Annotated in this window: 15 protein-coding genes; 12 read left to right on the top strand and 3 right to left on the bottom strand. The window is 55.0% G+C overall.

Translation table 11 applies throughout. The features are described from left to right. The first annotated feature begins 136 nt into the window (after window positions 1-136). The 4 genes from EJ361_RS07955 (at window position 137) to EJ361_RS07940 (ending at window position 2735) form a co-directional block, all read left to right on the top strand. Window positions 137-643, top strand: coding sequence for a GbsR/MarR family transcriptional regulator (locus EJ361_RS07955; protein WP_126244960.1), 507 nt, complete (start codon window positions 137-139; stop codon window positions 641-643). Window positions 644-716: 73 nt separating this feature from the next. Next, window positions 717-1667, top strand: coding sequence for a TIGR01777 family oxidoreductase (locus tag EJ361_RS07950; protein WP_126244959.1), 951 nt, complete (start codon window positions 717-719; stop codon window positions 1665-1667). Between the two features lie 50 nt (window positions 1668-1717). Beyond that, the gene (locus tag EJ361_RS07945; RefSeq protein WP_126244958.1) at window positions 1718-2086 is read left to right on the top strand and encodes a CoA-binding protein; all 369 of its coding nucleotides are present in this window, start codon (window positions 1718-1720) and stop codon (window positions 2084-2086) included. A gap of 175 nt (window positions 2087-2261) precedes the next feature. After that, window positions 2262-2735: a ribonuclease H-like YkuK family protein gene (locus EJ361_RS07940; RefSeq protein WP_126244957.1), complete on the top strand. Its 474-nt coding sequence runs from the start codon at window positions 2262-2264 to the stop codon at window positions 2733-2735. On the opposite strand, the gene yihA is transcribed toward EJ361_RS07940, so the two are convergent. Continuing rightward, window positions 2732-3340: a ribosome biogenesis GTP-binding protein YihA/YsxC gene (yihA, locus tag EJ361_RS07935; RefSeq protein WP_126244956.1), complete on the bottom strand. Its 609-nt coding sequence runs from the start codon at window positions 3338-3340 to the stop codon at window positions 2732-2734. The genes EJ361_RS07940 and yihA overlap by 4 nt on opposite strands. A 41-nt stretch (window positions 3341-3381) precedes the next feature. Here yihA and ubiE point away from each other — a divergent pair, with 41 nt between their 5' ends. The 5 genes from ubiE (at window position 3382) to EJ361_RS07910 (ending at window position 9221) form a co-directional block, all read left to right on the top strand. Next, complete coding sequence (gene ubiE, locus EJ361_RS07930; protein ID WP_126244955.1) at window positions 3382-4125, top strand: bifunctional demethylmenaquinone methyltransferase/2-methoxy-6-polyprenyl-1,4-benzoquinol methylase UbiE; 744 nt, start codon at window positions 3382-3384, stop codon at window positions 4123-4125. Continuing rightward, complete coding sequence (porT, locus tag EJ361_RS07925; RefSeq protein WP_240646575.1) at window positions 4074-4793, top strand: type IX secretion/gliding motility protein PorT/SprT; 720 nt, start codon at window positions 4074-4076, stop codon at window positions 4791-4793. The genes ubiE and porT overlap by 52 nt, the downstream gene beginning before the upstream one ends. A gap of 19 nt (window positions 4794-4812) precedes the next feature. After that, window positions 4813-6150: a dihydroorotase gene (locus EJ361_RS07920; protein ID WP_126244954.1), complete on the top strand. Its 1338-nt coding sequence runs from the start codon at window positions 4813-4815 to the stop codon at window positions 6148-6150. A 126-nt stretch (window positions 6151-6276) separates the two neighbouring features. Beyond that, window positions 6277-7611: a MutS-related protein gene (locus EJ361_RS07915; RefSeq protein ID WP_126244953.1), complete on the top strand. Its 1335-nt coding sequence runs from the start codon at window positions 6277-6279 to the stop codon at window positions 7609-7611. A gap of 38 nt (window positions 7612-7649) precedes the next feature. Beyond that, complete coding sequence (locus EJ361_RS07910; protein WP_126244952.1) at window positions 7650-9221, top strand: YifB family Mg chelatase-like AAA ATPase; 1572 nt, start codon at window positions 7650-7652, stop codon at window positions 9219-9221. Between the two features lie 176 nt (window positions 9222-9397). On the opposite strand, the gene EJ361_RS07905 is transcribed toward EJ361_RS07910, so the two are convergent. After that, entirely contained in the window at window positions 9398-11536 is a 2139-nt protein-coding gene (locus tag EJ361_RS07905) for an elongation factor G (RefSeq protein WP_126244951.1), read from the bottom strand. Window positions 11537-11747: 211 nt separating this feature from the next. Here EJ361_RS07905 and EJ361_RS07900 point away from each other — a divergent pair, with 211 nt between their 5' ends. The 3 genes from EJ361_RS07900 to EJ361_RS07890 all read left to right on the top strand — a co-directional run bounded on the left by EJ361_RS07900 (window position 11748) and on the right by EJ361_RS07890 (window position 15540). Further along, entirely contained in the window at window positions 11748-13547 is a 1800-nt protein-coding gene (locus EJ361_RS07900) for an ABC transporter ATP-binding protein (RefSeq protein ID WP_126244950.1), read from the top strand. A 24-nt stretch (window positions 13548-13571) separates the two neighbouring features. Continuing rightward, on the top strand, window positions 13572-14009 hold the full coding sequence (locus EJ361_RS07895) for a DUF983 domain-containing protein (protein ID WP_126244949.1): 438 nt from the start codon (window positions 13572-13574) through the stop codon (window positions 14007-14009). 325 nt (window positions 14010-14334) lie between these two features. Continuing rightward, window positions 14335-15540: a YncE family protein gene (locus EJ361_RS07890; protein WP_126244948.1), complete on the top strand. Its 1206-nt coding sequence runs from the start codon at window positions 14335-14337 to the stop codon at window positions 15538-15540. Between the two features lie 73 nt (window positions 15541-15613). On the opposite strand, the gene EJ361_RS07885 is transcribed toward EJ361_RS07890, so the two are convergent. After that, window positions 15614-16210: a hypothetical protein gene (locus EJ361_RS07885; RefSeq protein WP_126244947.1), complete on the bottom strand. Its 597-nt coding sequence runs from the start codon at window positions 16208-16210 to the stop codon at window positions 15614-15616. Window position 16211 lies beyond the last annotated feature (1 nt).

Here is a 16211-nt window from a genome sequence, read left to right as displayed (position 1 = left end):
ATAGCGCCTCCCGACCGGGAGGCGCTTTTTTTGCTGCTTAATCCCCAAGGCCTGGCCGTGGCTGGAAATTTATCTCCTCACACATTTAATTTTCAAAAACTTTTGAAAGTTCAATAACTTACCCTACATTTGATATATGAAATTGCCAGAAGCCAAAGCGCAGTTCATCCAGACATGGGGATTGTTGGGCGCCCAGTGGGGCGTGAACCGGACCATGGCCCAGATTCACGCGCTGCTGCTGATCGCTCCCGAACCCCTGAGCGCCGAAGACATCATGTCCGGCCTCGACATCTCGCGCGGGAACGTCAACATGAACGTGCGTGAACTGATGAACTGGGGAATCGTGGAAAAAATACTCGTGCCCGGCGAAAGAAAAGAATTCTTCGTCGCCGAAAAAGATATCTGGAAAGTAGGGACCGCCATCGCCCGGGAAAGGAAGAAACGAGAGCTCGACCCGATCCTCAAAGTCCTCCTCCAACTCAGTAAAGTGGAAGGGGACCCGAAAGACAAAAACGTTCGCGCCTTCCGGGACACGATGCAGAATATCCAGAAATTCGCCCACCAGACAGACGCTGCTCTTAACGCGTTCATCAAGTCGGAAGAAAACTGGTTCTACAGCACCCTCATGAAAGTGATCCGCTGATTTTTTAACGACATTCCACAAATGGATACTCGTTTGATAATATATTTCAATTATTTCTGAATTTTCAATTATTATGAAAAACAAACGCATTGTCATCGCCGGCGGCGCCGGTTTCATCGGGAAAGGTTTGGTGGAGGAATGGGGAGAGAACAACTTCATCGTTATCCTGACCCGTAGCCAACCGGCGCCCCCGGCGCATGGCAATGTCAGTTTCCTGCATTGGGATGGCGCCACTTTGGGCAACTGGGCCACCGCGCTCGAGGGCGCAGACCTGCTCCTCAACCTCTGTGGCAAAAGCGTCAACTGCCGGTATACTCCTGCCAATAAAAACGAGATTTTCGACAGCAGGACCCGCAGCACCGAAGCGCTCGGAGCGGCCGTCCGCCGCTGCAAGAATCCGCCCGCATTATGGGTGAACGCCGCGTCCGCCACTATTTACCGGCATGCCGAAGACCGGCCCATGGACGAATACACCGGAGAGTTCCACAGCGACTTCTCCGTGCAGGTATGCCAGCGTTGGGAAAGCGCTTTCAACCGCCAGGAAACACCCGGCACACGAAAGGTGATCCTCCGCATGGCAATCGTGATCGGTGCGCAGGGCGGCGTGATGGACCCCTACCTTAACCTCCTGAAATTCGGCCTGGGCGGGCGCCAGGGCAGCGGAAAACAGAAATTCAGCTGGGTACATATCGCCGACGTGGCGGGCATGCTGGAATTTTTCATGGAACACGGGGATTGCAGCGGGGTGTACAATTGCAGCTCCCCGCAACCGACAGACAACCGGGGTTTTACGGCTACCTTGCAGAAAGTCTGCGGATATTACTTCGGTCTGCCGGCGCCCGCCTGGATGTTGCGAATCGGTGCGGCGCTGATCGGGACGGAAACGGAACTTCTGCTGAAAAGCAGGTGGGTATTGCCTACCCGGGTAACGGAGGCGGGATATGCATTCAAATATCCCGGTGTGGAGGAGGCGCTACGGCAGGTGAAAGAGGCTTTGCCGCGCAAGCGGTATCACCTTTTCTAAGGCATGGTATAACTTTTGCGCACCAATCCGCAGAAGCTTAACTTTACAGTATGGATACACCTAAACACACGGTTGTGCTCGGCGCTTCGCCCAATCCCGAACGTTACGGATACCTGGCCGTTACGCGCCTCCGGGCGCATGGCCACCCGGTTACGGCCATCGGCAAGCGCCCCGGCTCCATCGGCGACACGCCGGTTACCGACGAGCATCCGGCGCTGAGCGGTGTGGATACGGTGACGCTGTACCTCAATCCCATGAACCAGGTACAGTATTACGATTACATCCTCAGCCTCCACCCGAAAAGGATCATTTTCAACCCCGGCACCGAAAACCCGGAACTGGAAACCCTCGCCCGGGAAAACGGCATCATCCCCCAACAGGCCTGCACCCTCGTGCTGCTGAGCACCGGGCAATTCTGATTACTGCAATCCACACGATTTCCCCAAACCGCACACCTCCCTGCCAGACACGATTCTGCTGCAGTTAATTTTCGTATATTCGAATAATTCCAAATACCAGGCTTAACCCAGGAGACCGGCACAAAGACTATCAGCAAGGCACATCGTTTACGCATCACCGTTTAAACATTCCTGTATGAAATGGAGAAGATTCAATGGTGAACCCATTCACCTGCCCATTAAGGAGGAAGTGCGGCGTGCCATCGTCCGGGAAACCGGTCGTGGGCACAAATTAAAGGTCTGCATCGGCACCGATTCGCAGGTGAAGGGCCTGGAAACCGAATTCGCCACCGTGATCGTCTTCCTGCGCGAAGGCCATGGCGGGTTCATGTTCATCCACAACGAAAAAACGCGGGACGTGTATTCCATCAAGGAGCGGATGCTCGTGGAAGTGGCCCGCAGCATCGAGATCGCCTATGAATTGTGCGACCTGTTCACCGATTATGATGTGGACATGGAAGTACATGCGGACATTAACACCAATCCGCAGTTCAAGAGCAACCTGGCGCTACGCGAGGCCATGGGCTACATCCTGGGGATGGGCTTCGCCTTCAAGGCCAAGCCGGAAGCCTTTGCCAGCAGCTCCTGCGCCAACAAGATCGTGAATTAGGCGATGCCCTGGAAGCGCGCGTTCATTTCGGCGATAAACGCCAGGATCTGATCGCGGCCCGTCTTTTTTACGGTAGAAGTGACATAGCTCGCGGGCAGGAACTGCCAGGTTTCCCGCAGCTTGTTGAGAAATGCTTTCGTATTACGGCTGGTTTCCAGCTGCGTATTTTTGTCTGCCTTCGTGAACACCAGCTGGAACGGAATGTTCCACTCCCCGAGCTGGTTGATGAAATCGATATCGATTTTCTGCGGCGTATGCCGGCTGTCTATCAGCACGAACACGTTCATGAGGTTCGGTCTTTTCCGCAGATAATCCTCGATCATCCGCTCCCACGATTTACGTTGCCCCTGCGATACCTTGGCGAAGCCATATCCCGGCAGATCCACCAGGTACCATTGATTATTGATCAGGAAGTGATTGATCAGCTGCGTTTTGCCCGGCGTGCCCGAGGTCTTCGCCAGTTTATCCCTGCTGGTCAGCAAGTTGATCAGGCTCGATTTGCCGACGTTGGAACGGCCGATGAAGGCGTATTCCGGTTTGTCGGCCACAGGGCATTTTTCCCAGTCGACGTTGCTGATGAGGTATTCTGCAGATTTGATCACCATAATTTTTCCATTTGCGGCCCCTCTGTTACCTTTGCCCCATTATGACGAGCAAAGACGTACAGAAAGTGGTTCCTTTTGAAGGGTCAAAATTAAGCAAGAAGGAGCAGATGGCCAGCATGTTCAACGATATTGCCGGCCGCTACGACTTCATGAACCATTTCATGAGCCTCGGGATCGACGTCTGGTGGCGGAAAGTAGCCCTCCGGAAACTGAAACCCCTGGCCCCCAAATCCCTGCTCGACGTAGCCACCGGCACCGGTGATGTGGCGATTATGGCCCAACGGATGCTGAACCCCGGCCATATCACCGGCATCGATATTTCCGAAGGCATGCTCGAAATCGGCCGGGAAAAAGTAGCGAAAGCCGGTTTCAGCGATAAAATCACCCTGCAAACGGGCGACTCCGAAACAATAAGTTTTCCCGATGCAACGTTTGATGCCATAACGGCGGCTTTCGGCGTCCGGAACTTCGAAAACCTGGCGAAAGGCCTCGGCGAAATGTGCCGCGTCCTCAAACCAGGCGGCATGGCCGTAATCCTCGAATTCTCCAACCCGACAGCTTTCCCGATCAAACAATTATATAATTTTTATTTTCGTTATATTACACCGACGATCGGTAAGCTCGTAGCCCGCAACAAAGCGGCCTATTCGTACCTGCCGAGTTCCGTGAAAGAGATGCCGCAAGGCCAGGAGATGTGCGATATCCTTAAAAAAGTTGGTTTTCAAGACGTTACATGCAAAACGCTTACTTTCGGGATCTGTTCCGTTTACTGCGCCACCCGCTGACGATGGCCGTTTTCTTCCTGGCAGCCCTGCCCGCCAGGGCGCAGCTCAATATGGAAGAACACGACGGCAAACCCTATTATTTCGGCATCACCCTCGCGGTGAACCAAAGCCATTTGCGCCTCACCCACAGCGATATTTTCCTCAAACAGGACTCTATCATGGTAGCCGAGCCCCTCAAAACCATCGGCTTCAACGTAGGCCTGCTGGCGAACCTGCGGTTCAACCACCGGTTCGACCTCCGCTTCAACCCGCAACTGTTCTTCGCCAATAAAAACCTGTCGTACAAGGAAAATTACCCGGAAAGGACCACCGAAAAGAAAGTGGAATCCATCACCGCATCCTTCCCCCTCCAGATCAAATTCAAATCCGACCGCATCGGCAACCTCCGCGTATACACGATCGCCGGGATGAAGCTCGATTACGACCTGGCGTCCAACAAAGGGCTCCGCCGGGCGGAAGATCTCGTAAAAATCAACAAGACAGCCTACGGATACGAAGTGGGCGCCGGCTTCGAGATTTACTTCCCTTCCTTCATCTTCACCCCCGAATTCAAGATCAGCAACGGTTTGAACGATGTGCACGTGAAAGACCCGAACCTCCGGTACTCCCGCGTCCTCGACCAGCTCAATACCCGCACCATCGTGTTTTCCATCCATCTGCAAGGTTAAAAACATTTACCTTTGCGACATGCAAAACACCATCATCAAGAATATATCCATCGTTAACGAAGGGTCCACCGCCGTGGGCGATGTCCTCATCCGCAACGGCCGCATCGAAAAAATTGCGCCGCAGATCGGAGAAACCGGCCGCGAGATCGACGGAACGGGAAAATACCTCCTGCCAGGCGTCATCGACGACCAGGTGCATTTCCGCGAGCCCGGCCTCACCCATAAGGCAGACATCCGCCACGAAGCCAGGGCCGCCGTAGCCGGGGGCACCACTTCCTTCATGGAAATGCCCAACACCAAACCCGAAGCCGTTACCCAGGAACGCCTCGAAGATAAATACGACATCGCCGCCCGCACTTCCCTCGCCAACTACAGCTTTTTCATGGGCGTAGCCAACGATAATGCCGAAGAGGTGCTCAAAACCAACGCCAAGAAAGACCGCATTTGCGGCGTGAAAATTTTCATGGGCTCTTCAACCGGCAACATGCTCGTCGACAATTTCCTGACCCTGGAGAGAATATTCGGTGGAACGGAGCTCCTCATCGCCACGCATTGTGAAGACGAGAAGATCATCCGCCACAACATGGAGGAATTCAAAAAAGCGAAAGGCGACCAGCTCACCGCGGCCGACCATCCGCTGATCCGCAACGAGGAAGCCTGCTTCGAATCGTCGCTCGTAGCCGTTCAGTTTGCCATGAAGCACAACTCCCGCCTCCACATCCTGCATATTTCCACAGAAAAGGAACTCCAGCTTTTCAGCAACATGAAACCGCTGTCCGAAAAAAGGATCACGGCAGAAGTTTGTGTCCATCACCTCTGGTTTTCGGCCGGCGATTATGCGCAATACGGCAACCTCATCAAATGCAATCCCGCCATCAAGGCGGCCAGCAACCGCGAAGCATTGTGGAAAGGCTTGCTGGACGACCGGCTGGACGTTATCGCCACCGATCATGCGCCGCATACCTGGGAGGAGAAACAACAGCCATACCTGCAGGCGCCTTCCGGCGTTCCGCTCGTGCAGCACAGCCTGCTGATGATGCTGGAACAGGTGAAGGCTGGGCGTTTTACCATAGAGCAGCTTGTGCGCAAGATGAGCCACGCCCCCGCAGAGTGTTTCCGCATCCGGGAAAGAGGCTTCCTGCGCGAAGGGTACTGGGCCGATGCCGTGATCGTGGATTTGAACGGCGCGACCCATGTTTCCAAAGACAACCTTTACTACAAATGCGGCTGGAGCCCCTTCGAAGGGCATGCCTTCCCCGCAGCCGTGACCCATACTTTCGTGAGCGGGCACCTCGCCTACGAAAACGGGACGTTCAACGAACAGCAGTGCGGCCAACGCCTGTTATTTAACGCCTAAGCGGATTTCAACCCATCCATACACGTAGCGCCCCCGGCAACGGCGGCGTTTTTTTTATGGAAAATTCCGGGGCCGGCATCTTTCCCGTTAGATTGATTCATTGTAATTTCACGAAAACGCCTGTGCATGGAGCTGGACAAAACAACCTACCTCGACCTTTCGATCTTCAACCGGGAAGACGAATATTCCCTATTCCACAAACTCGATTTCACCACCACGGCCGGCGGGCGGGAATACCTCCGCAAACTATTCGGGCAGCCGCTGAAAGACATCACCTCCATCCACAACCGCCAGCAGATGCTGCAATACCTGCTGGAAAACGAGAAAGCCTGGCCCAAAGCCATCAGCAACGGCACCATCGTGGTGGTGGAGAATTACCTGAACGCGGAGATCGAGCCGATCTCGAGCAGCGGCGGCCTGGCGTTATACATCAACACGCTCGTCACCAAAACGATCTACGCGCCTGATTTCGGGTTCATCAAGTTCTCGTTCGAACAACTGCTCAACCTTATCCGCGGCTTCCGCTCGCTCACGGAAGAAATCGATATTGAAACGGCGCCCACCCACCTCCGCGTGTTGCTGGAAAGGGCGCGCGTGCTCATTAACAAGGACGAATTCCACGCCATCGTTCAGCTGGATGACGACGGGGCGCTCAATTCCCGCGAGATCCTCCGGTACGACCGCGCCATCCGCAAGAAGTACAAAAAAGTATTGTGGGAGCTGACCGAAATCTATACCCAGCTGGATGCATTCCAAAGCATGGCCAAGGCCATCCTGCGGTTCGGGTTGCATTTCCCCTCGTTCACGGAAGAGATCAAACCGCACATCGCCATCAAGCAATTGTATCATCTTATTCTGCCGCAGCCGGTGGCGTATGATGTGACGATGGAGCCGGACGGAGGGTTTATATTCCTTACCGGTGCGAATATGGCGGGCAAGACCACGTTCATCAAGGCCGTGGGGATTTCCGTGTTCCTGGCGCACCTGGGCATGGGGGTTCCGGCACAGTCCATGACGCTGAGTTTCTTCCATGGCATCCTGTCGAACATCGACGTTAAAGACAACATCTTCAAAGGCGAAAGTTATTTCTACAACGAAGTACAGCGCATCAAAAATACCATCATCAAAATCAGCGACGGCAAAAACTGGCTGATCCTGATCGATGAAATGTTCAAGGGCACCAATGTGGAAGATGCGAAAAACTGTTCGCTTGCCGTGATCCGCGGATTACTCCAGAACCGGCGCTGCCTCTACATCCTATCGACTCACCTGTACGAAATCGCGGAAGAATTGCGGGAAGAGCCGAAGATCATTTTCAAATATTTCCAGTCGGAAGTCATCGACGACAACCTGCATTTTACCTACGAGCTGCGCGATGGCATCGCGAAAGAAAAGATCGGTTACCTCATTTTGAGAAAAGAAAAAGTAATCGAATTGCTGAACAACATGAAGATGGATTAATCCCTATCTTCATGTTTCACTAACATTGTTTGTTCCCAATGCTCGTCAGAATTTTCGGCAGCGCCATTCACGGCGTGGATGCCATTACCATTACTATTGAAGTCAATGTAGGCCAGGGCACGCGGTTTTGTCTTGTGGGCCTGCCAGACAATGCCGTTAAGGAAAGCGAATACCGGATCGAGACGGTGATCAAGAACACCGGTTACCGCATGCCCCGTTTGCGGACGGTGGTGAACATGGCGCCGGCAGACATCCGCAAGGCGGGCGCTGCGTACGATCTACCCATTGCGCTGGGGATTTTGGCAGCTTCCGAACAGGCGGTTTTCCGGCAGCCGGCAGAGCGGTTCGTGATCATGGGGGAATTGGGGCTGGACGGGACGTTGCGCCCCGTACGCGGAGCATTGCCGATGGCGATGCGCGCCCGGCAGGAAGGGTTCTCCGGCATGATACTGCCGCATCAGAATGCGCTGGAAGCCGCAATGGTGGAAGGGATCGATGTGTATGGCATGTCGCACGTTCGGGAGGTATTGGCTTTTCTCGAAGGAAAGGAATCGCGAAATCCCGAACCGCCAACTGCTTATCAGCCGGGCTTTCCGGAAGGGCTCGATTTTTCGGAAGTGAAAGGGCAGGAAACGATCAAGCGGGCGATGGAGATCGCCGCGGCGGGCGGCCACAACATCCTGCTGGTGGGGCCTCCCGGCGCAGGCAAAACGATGCTGGCGCGAAGGCTCCCCACTATTTTACCGCCGCTCACGCTGGCGGAAGCCCTCGAAACCACGCGTATCCATTCCGTAGCGGGAAAACTCAACGCGTCGGACGGCGTGCTGACATCCCGCCCCTTCCGTTCCCCGCACCATACCATCAGCGAAATGGCGATGGTGGGCGGCGGGAGCATTCCCCAGCCCGGAGAAATCTCGCTGGCGCAACACGGCATCCTTTTCCTCGACGAACTGCCCGAGTACCGGCGCTCCGTCCTCGAAGTGCTGCGACAGCCCATGGAGGAAAGATGCGTCAGTATTTCGAGGGCGCGCCAGGCCATGGAGTTCCCGGCTACATTCCAGCTCGTGGCGAGCATGAACCCCTGCCCCTGCGGCTATTTCAATCATCCCGAAAAGCCCTGCACCTGCCATCCCGGCGTTGTCCGGAAATACCTCAACCGCATTTCGGGCCCGCTGCTCGACCGTATCGATCTTCATGTGGAAGTTACCCCCGTACATCCCGGCGCGCTGGCCGATTCTCCATCGCCGGAGCCCAGTGCTGCCATCAGGGGCCGGGTGATGGAGGCGCGGCGGTTACAGTCGCAGCGGTTCGGGCATTCGGAGCATCCGCTTCCGCCGGGCAACCGCCGTTTGCAGCCGGATGCGTATTGCAATGCGCAGATGAACAGCGGTCAACTGGAGAAGTATTGTCGCCTGGGGCCGGAAGCGCGGCAGTTGCTCTCTACGGCCATGAACAGGCTACAGCTCAGCGCCAGGGCCTACGACCGCATTCTCAAAGTGGCGCGTACCATCGCTGATCTCGAGGCTTGCGCGCAAATTGCACCGAGCCACATCGCGGGGGCTATTCAATACAGGACCTTGGACCGGGCGGGCTGGGGCGCGGAGATGTAATCATAATCCCGGCAGCGGAAAAATTCGCGCTGGTGCATGGCAGAAAGCGATAGGGTGAAGTGAGTTGCCGATCGGAAAATTGGGGGATGGAACAGACAGCCTGCATAGCTAAGGAAAAAGGCCCGCAGAAAATAATCTGCGGGCCGATGATCGAAAGCAACGGCAAGCGTCAACGATCAATGCTGGCCGTTTTGCTGTTCTACTTTCCGGTAGTCTTCGCTGAGTTTTTTCTGGACATCCGCCGGAACGGGCGCGTATTCCGCGAAGCTTACTTTTACCTTCGCTTTTCCCTGCGTTACGTTGCGCAGGGCAGCGAAAAGGTGATCGAGTTCCGCCTGCGGCGTTCGCGCCTTGATGACCTGTTTGGCGTTGCCGGCATCCATGCCGGTAATGATGCTGCGATGGCTTTGCAGCTCGCTCATGATATCGCCCATCATCACATCGGGAGCGGAGGCTTCGAGGTCATACACCGGCTCCAGCAGCTGGGGCGCGGCCTGGTGGAATGCTTCGCGGAACGCCATCATACCGGCGATCTTGAAGGAAATATCGTTGCTGTCTACCGGGTGCATCTTGCCATCGTACACGCTTACACGCACATCGCGCACGTAAGAACCGGTGAGCGGCCCTTCGTTCATTTTTTCCATCACGCCTTTGAGGATCGATGGCAGGAAGCGCGCGTCTATCGCTCCGCCTACGATGCAATTATTGAACACGAGCTTGCCGCCCCAGCTGAGCGCGATCTCTTCCGTATCGCGCACCGGGAATTCCTTGAAGGCCGGCATGCCGTCGAACCAGGGCTCGATCTTCATGAAAACCTCGCCGAACTGGCCCGCACCGCCCGATTGTTTTTTGTGCCGGTACGTTGCCTGCGCCGCCTTCTGGATCGTTTCACGGTAGGGAATGCGCGCCGGCAGGTACTCCACCTGCATGCCATACACATTTTCCAGCCGCCATTTGGTGACGGCAAGATGCAGTTCTCCCTGTCCGTGAAGGATGACCTGTTTCAGTTCGCGGTTGTATTCCACTTCGAGCGTTGGGTCTTCCATATGGATTTCGTTGAGCACTTCACCGAGCTTTTCATCGTCGGCCTTGTTTTTGGCGACGATGGCGGTACGGACGCGCGGCGCCGGGAAGTGGACGGGATCGATCTGGGCGTTGAATTTCAGATCGTTGAGGGTATGATTGGTGAAGGTGTTTTTCAGCTTCAGGGTGCAGCCGATATCGCCGGAACGGAGGCGGTCTACGGGCTGGCGGTTCTTTCCGTCTGCGATGAACAGCTGGTTCAGCCGTTCGGATGTGTTTCCTTTTTCGTTATATAGTTCCTGACCGGCTTTCACTTCGCCGCTCATCACTTTAAAAAAGGAGAGTTTGCCGATGTGTGGTTCCAGGAGGGTTTTAAACACGAAAAGACAGGTGGGCCCGGCGGGGTCGCAGGGCACTTCGCGGCCGTCTTCCGTAACTTCCGGGGGCATTTCCACGGCGGAAGGGGCAACGTTGTCGATGAACCCCATCAGCCTGCCGCTGCCCATGTTCCGGAGGGCGCTGAGGCAGAAAACAGGGAACACCTGGTGTTTCATCATCCCGATCTTCAGGCCCTGCCGCAACTCGTCCTCATCCAAACTGCCTTTTTCGAAGTACAGTTCCATGAGGGCGTCGTCGTTTTCGGCGGCTTTTTCGACGAGGGCGTTATGCCATTCGTCTGCCTGCGCTTTTTCATCGTCGGGGATGGGGAGTTTTTCGGGTTTGCCGCCCCCTTCGGGGAAGCGGTACATGGTCATTTTGAGGAGGTCGATGATGGCGTTGAAGCCGGGCCCCTGGTTCACGGGGTATTGCATGAGGGTAACGGCCGGCCCGAAGAAGCCCTTCGCCTGGTCGAGCACCTGCTGGAAATTGGCGTTTTCATGATCGAGCTGGTTGATGGCCAGAATGGTGGGCTTGCCGTACCGGTCTACATAATCCCAGATCAGTTCCGTGCCCACTTCCACGCCGTTGTAGGCATGCAGCACCATCACGGCGGTGTCGCACACACGGATGGAGGAAGCCACTTCTCCCATGAAGTCTTCCAGGCCCGGGGTATCGATGATATTGATCTTGTAATCCCGCCACTCGGTATGCAGCGTGGTGGCGTACACGGAGTTGCCCCGGGCGTGCTCTACTTCGTGGTAATCCGACACGGTGTTTCGCTCCTCCACGGAGCCGCGTTTTGGGATAATGCCGGCCTCGAAGAGCATGTCTTCGGCCAGCGTCGTTTTGCCGCTCTTGGCAGCGCCAATGAGCACAACGTTTTTGATGTGTTTTTCGTCATACGTTTTCATACGGCAATTGTTTTGCGGGTGAAGCGCCGGGGCGAGCGGGTTTGCCGTTCTGCGGAGAAATATCAGTTTGCGAGGCTCATAACATGCTGGTGGATGACCTTCCCGGCCGGATATTAATTTACGCAATTTTTAGGGTAAATACCGTGATTAGTCCAGTTTAAAATCGATGTCGCAACACCGTTAGGGTAACAAATAACCCTAACTTTGCCCCATGAAATTATTACTGCAGTACCTCAAAAACTATAAATGGCTGGTGGTGGCTGCCCTCGGGCTTGCGACCGTCAACCAGGTCTTTTCCCTCATGGACCCCTGGATCTTCGGCGTGATCGTGGACAAGTTCGCCGACCATCCCACCACGTTTTCCGCCAAGAATGCGGCTGAAGCCATTCCGCGGACCGAAAGCCAATACCTGAGCGGTGTGTTGCTGTTGCTGCTGGCTTCCATCGGCGTGGCCATGGTATCGCGCATTGCCAAGGCTTTCCAGGATTACTTCGTGAGCGCCATCACCCAGCGCCTCGGGGCCAAAATGTATACGGACGGCCTGCGCCATTCCATGCGGCTGCCATACCAGGAGTTCGAAGACCAGCGTTCCGGAGAAACCCTCGCGGTGCTCCAGAAAGTGCGGCTCGACACGGAAAAATTCATCTCCCAGTTTATCAATATACTTTTCACCACCCTCGTGGGCGTCGTGTTCGTGATGATTTTCGCGTTCAGGGTCCACTGGTCGCTGGTGTTCGTATATTTCGGCGGGTCCATCCTGCTGGGTTGGCTCATGAACGTACTGAGCAAACGCATCAAATCCATCCAGAAGAACATCGTGAAGGAGACCACCGTGCTGGCAGGCGCCACCACGGAATCTTTGCGCAACATCGAACTGGTGAAAAGCCTCGGGCTTACCAACCAGGAAATCCGCCGGCTGAACGCCAATACCATGAAGATCCTGCTGCTGGAGCTCACCAAAGTGAAACGCGTCCGCAGTATCGCGTTCGTCCAGGGCACATTCGTGAACCTCCTCCGCTCCTCCATCCTCTTCCTGCTGCTGTACCTGCTGTATGGGGATGTGGTGACGGTGGGACAACTATTCTCTCTCCAGCTCTATTCCTTCTTCCTGTTCGGCCCCCTGCAGGAGCTGGGCAACATCATCCTCGCCTACCGCGAAGCACAGGTTTCGCTCGATAACTTCCAGCGGATATTGAAGACGCCGGTGGAAGAAACGCCCGCATCGCCGGCCCGGCTTTCGCTGGTGAACGAACTGGCGTTCCGGGACGTGAGTTTCCAGCATATCACGGCCAAAAGCAAGGCGCTCGACGATATCACTTTCACGGTAAAAACCGGGGAAACCATCGCATTCGTGGGGCCATCGGGAAGCGGCAAAACAACCCTGGTGAAATTGCTCGTGGGATTGTACAAGCCCGGTGAAGGGCATATCCAGTACAACGGCATCGATTCCAACGCACTGGATATCGAAGAACTGCGGCTCCAGCTCGGCTTCGTGACGCAGGATACGCAGCTGTTTTCGGGAACGATCCGGGAGAACCTCGCGTTCGTGAACCCCCAAGCCACGGAAGAAGACATGATGAGCGCGCTGCAAAGGGCATCGGCCTACAGCCTCCTGGCGCGTGCGGAAAAAGGGATCGATACGGTGATCGGTGAAGGCGGGATCAAGATTTCGGGCGGCGAAAAACAACGCCTCTCCATCGCCCGGGCCCTGCTGCGCCAACCGAGGCTGCTGGTATTCGACGAAGCCACTTCCGCCCTCGATTCCATCACGGAAGAAGAAATCACCCAAACCGTGCGGCACGTCACCTCCAGCAAGGAACACATCACCGTAATGATCGCCCATCGCCTGTCTACCATCATGCATGCCGACCGCATATACGTGCTCGAAAAAGGAAAGATCGTGGAAACCGGCGCGCATCACGACCTGCTCACGGAAAAAGGACTGTACTACGCCATGTGGCGCCAGCAGATCGGTGAACGCAAAACCACCGAAGTGCCGGCAGCATCCTGAAATTAAATCGTATTTTTGCGCACCATGAGCAACAGACCGAATTACTTTCTCAGCATGCTGAAGATGAAATGCCCCCACTGCAGAAGGGGCGATATGTTCAAGAACAAAAATCCCTTCCAGCTGCGCTTCTCGAAAATCTTCGAGATGTACGAAAGATGCCCCGTGTGCAATCAGAAATATGAACTGGAAACCGGTTTCTGGTTCGGGACCGGATATGTGAGCTACGCGCTCGGCATCGCCCTGTCTGTCTTCAACCTGATCTGGTACTGGTTTTTCTTCGGAATGAGCTGGGACGATAACAGTATTTACTGGTGGCTCAGTATCAACGGTGTCATACTCATCGCCCTGCAACCCTGGCTGATGCGCATTTCCCGCGTTATCTACCTCTACTTCTTCGTGTATTACGATGAAGATACCGCCCAACTCCCCGATCCCGGGCATGGGCACGATCATTCTCACTGATTATTAATTCCTTATTAATACACAAGGGCCGTGAAAACGGCCCTTTTTTGCTTTTCATCCAAAATCTGAGCAGTATGTCAGATCATCTTTAGTATGTTGAATGATGTTTTATTCCAGTAAATCGGACGGAAATCCATCCACCCTCAAATATATCTTATCATTTTCATTACGTCCCATTTTTTTCTCTCCCGATTTCTTGTAACACAAGCCCCGCGCGACTTACTTATCACCCCCGAAAATCGTTTCCAATAAATCCAGCCATAAATTTGCAACGTTGATGCATTTTTATAGATTTGCAACTTTGTTGCACTTTAATAAGCCTTACATGAAAAAAATCCTTCTCCCGGCTATTTTCGCCGGGTTGTTCCTGGCCGCCTGCCGGAAAAACGACAAACCAGCCGTTCCTGACGAACCCTCCAAACCGGAAGCCACCTTTCTCCGCCTGATCGTCAGCGATGTAGACCAGGCACGGATTTCAGTGATCGACCCGCTGAAGAAAACAGCCGTAAACTATCCCGTTTCTTCCGCCCAACCATCGCTGTACGCCACCAGCACGGGCCAGTTCGCCGCCATCATCAGCCGCGCGGCGGGGAAAGTGGAATTCTTCAATACCGGCGTGGAAAAACACGGCGGGCATCTGCATATCCATGAAGCGGAAATGTCGCCGGTCAACTTCTCCGAAGCCGGGCCCACCCATTTCTTCGGTCATGCCGGACTGAACGCGATCTTTAACGACGGCACCGGGTCGCTCAGCATCTTCAAGGACGGCGACCTCGAAGGCGATGGCGGCACCGTGATCCCCGTTGCGCAGCCGCATCATGGCGCCATGGTCATCTTCGACGATTTCACCATCGCGGTAACACAAAAAGACGGTTCCGTTTCCGGGACATTGCCGGAAAAAGTGAAGATCATCGACCGGTTCGGGAAAACGCTGCATGAAACGAAGATCGCCACCAAAGGGATCCATGGCGATGCGGGCAACGGCAAGCTGGCCGCGTTCGGCAGTACAGACGGCATCCTCATCGTGTCACAAACCGGCGAGCAATCCCTCATCCCCTATCCTTCCAGCTTCGGTACCGCGTGGATCGGAACTGTATTGGGAAACAAGGCGCTGCCGCATTTCTTCGGGTACGTTTCGCTGGGGCTTTTCAAGATCGATCCCGCCAGCAGGCAAATCACGGAAGTCCTCAAAAACGATAACAACATCCATCAATACCTCCTCGACAGCGACGGCAAAAACCTCTACGTGCTGCTCACCGACGGTACGTTGAAAATCTTCGACGCAGTGACCGCCCAACTCAAGAAAGAAGGGAAGATCGCCACTGCCATTCCCGCAGGCGCCACCGCCGCGCAGAAACCGTATTTCGCCGTTTCGCGCCGCGCACTTTACATTACCGACCAGGCCGCAGGTGCGATACGCATGCTCGATCTGGCGACGTTGCAGCCATCGGCGAGCATCCCCGTGGGCGGGAAACCGTTCAAGCTCATCGTAGCCGGCGACCAGGAAGGGCTCGAAGCCGGCGACCATTAAGCCGTCCATACCATAAATCAAAAGGGGGACCAGCAATTGCCGGTTCCCCTTTCCTTTTCTGTCACGACTATTTTTACTTGATTTCGATCGGGAATTCTGCCTGCGCGTCGGAGCTGCCGGGGCCGTAGGTCCCGTCTTTCCCGGTAGGCTGATGGCGAACCACCATGCGGAAATATCCTTTGAAACCTCCTTTGGTAGCCACATGCACCTGGAGGCCGACCGGAAGGTTCTTCACGTCTTTATCCAGCGGCGTCACGGTTGCGGCGGTAGTTACCGAATCGGTCACCTGCGCGTTGGCATTCACGAAAAACAGGTGAAAGATGCGATGCTCGTCAGACTCTTCTTCGATTTCCTCCGTCACGTTATCTGCCGGGTTCTTGCGTTCGTCCAGCAGTTCGGTGGCCAGCAGGTAAGCGGTGTTGGCTTTCAGGTTGATGGGCGTGATCTGCGGAGCGGCACCACCGGTCCCGTCCATGTCTTTCCATGTTGCGATCACTTTTTCCGCCGGCGTGGCGGCGTTGGTGAAGGTGAGCTTCACGGTGGTGATCTCTTCGTTCTCGTTTTCGTGCTCATGGTCACCTTGTTTCTCCTTTTTACAGGCGGAAAATGCGAGCACGGCGGCAGCGGCGAAAATTGCGATACAGTTGCGGGATGTGAATATTCTTTTCATG

The sequence above is a fragment of the Chitinophaga rhizosphaerae genome (assembly GCF_003958645.1).
Lineage (GTDB): Bacteria > Bacteroidota > Bacteroidia > Chitinophagales > Chitinophagaceae > Chitinophaga > Chitinophaga rhizosphaerae.
This window is presented reverse-complemented; position numbering and strand designations above follow the sequence as displayed.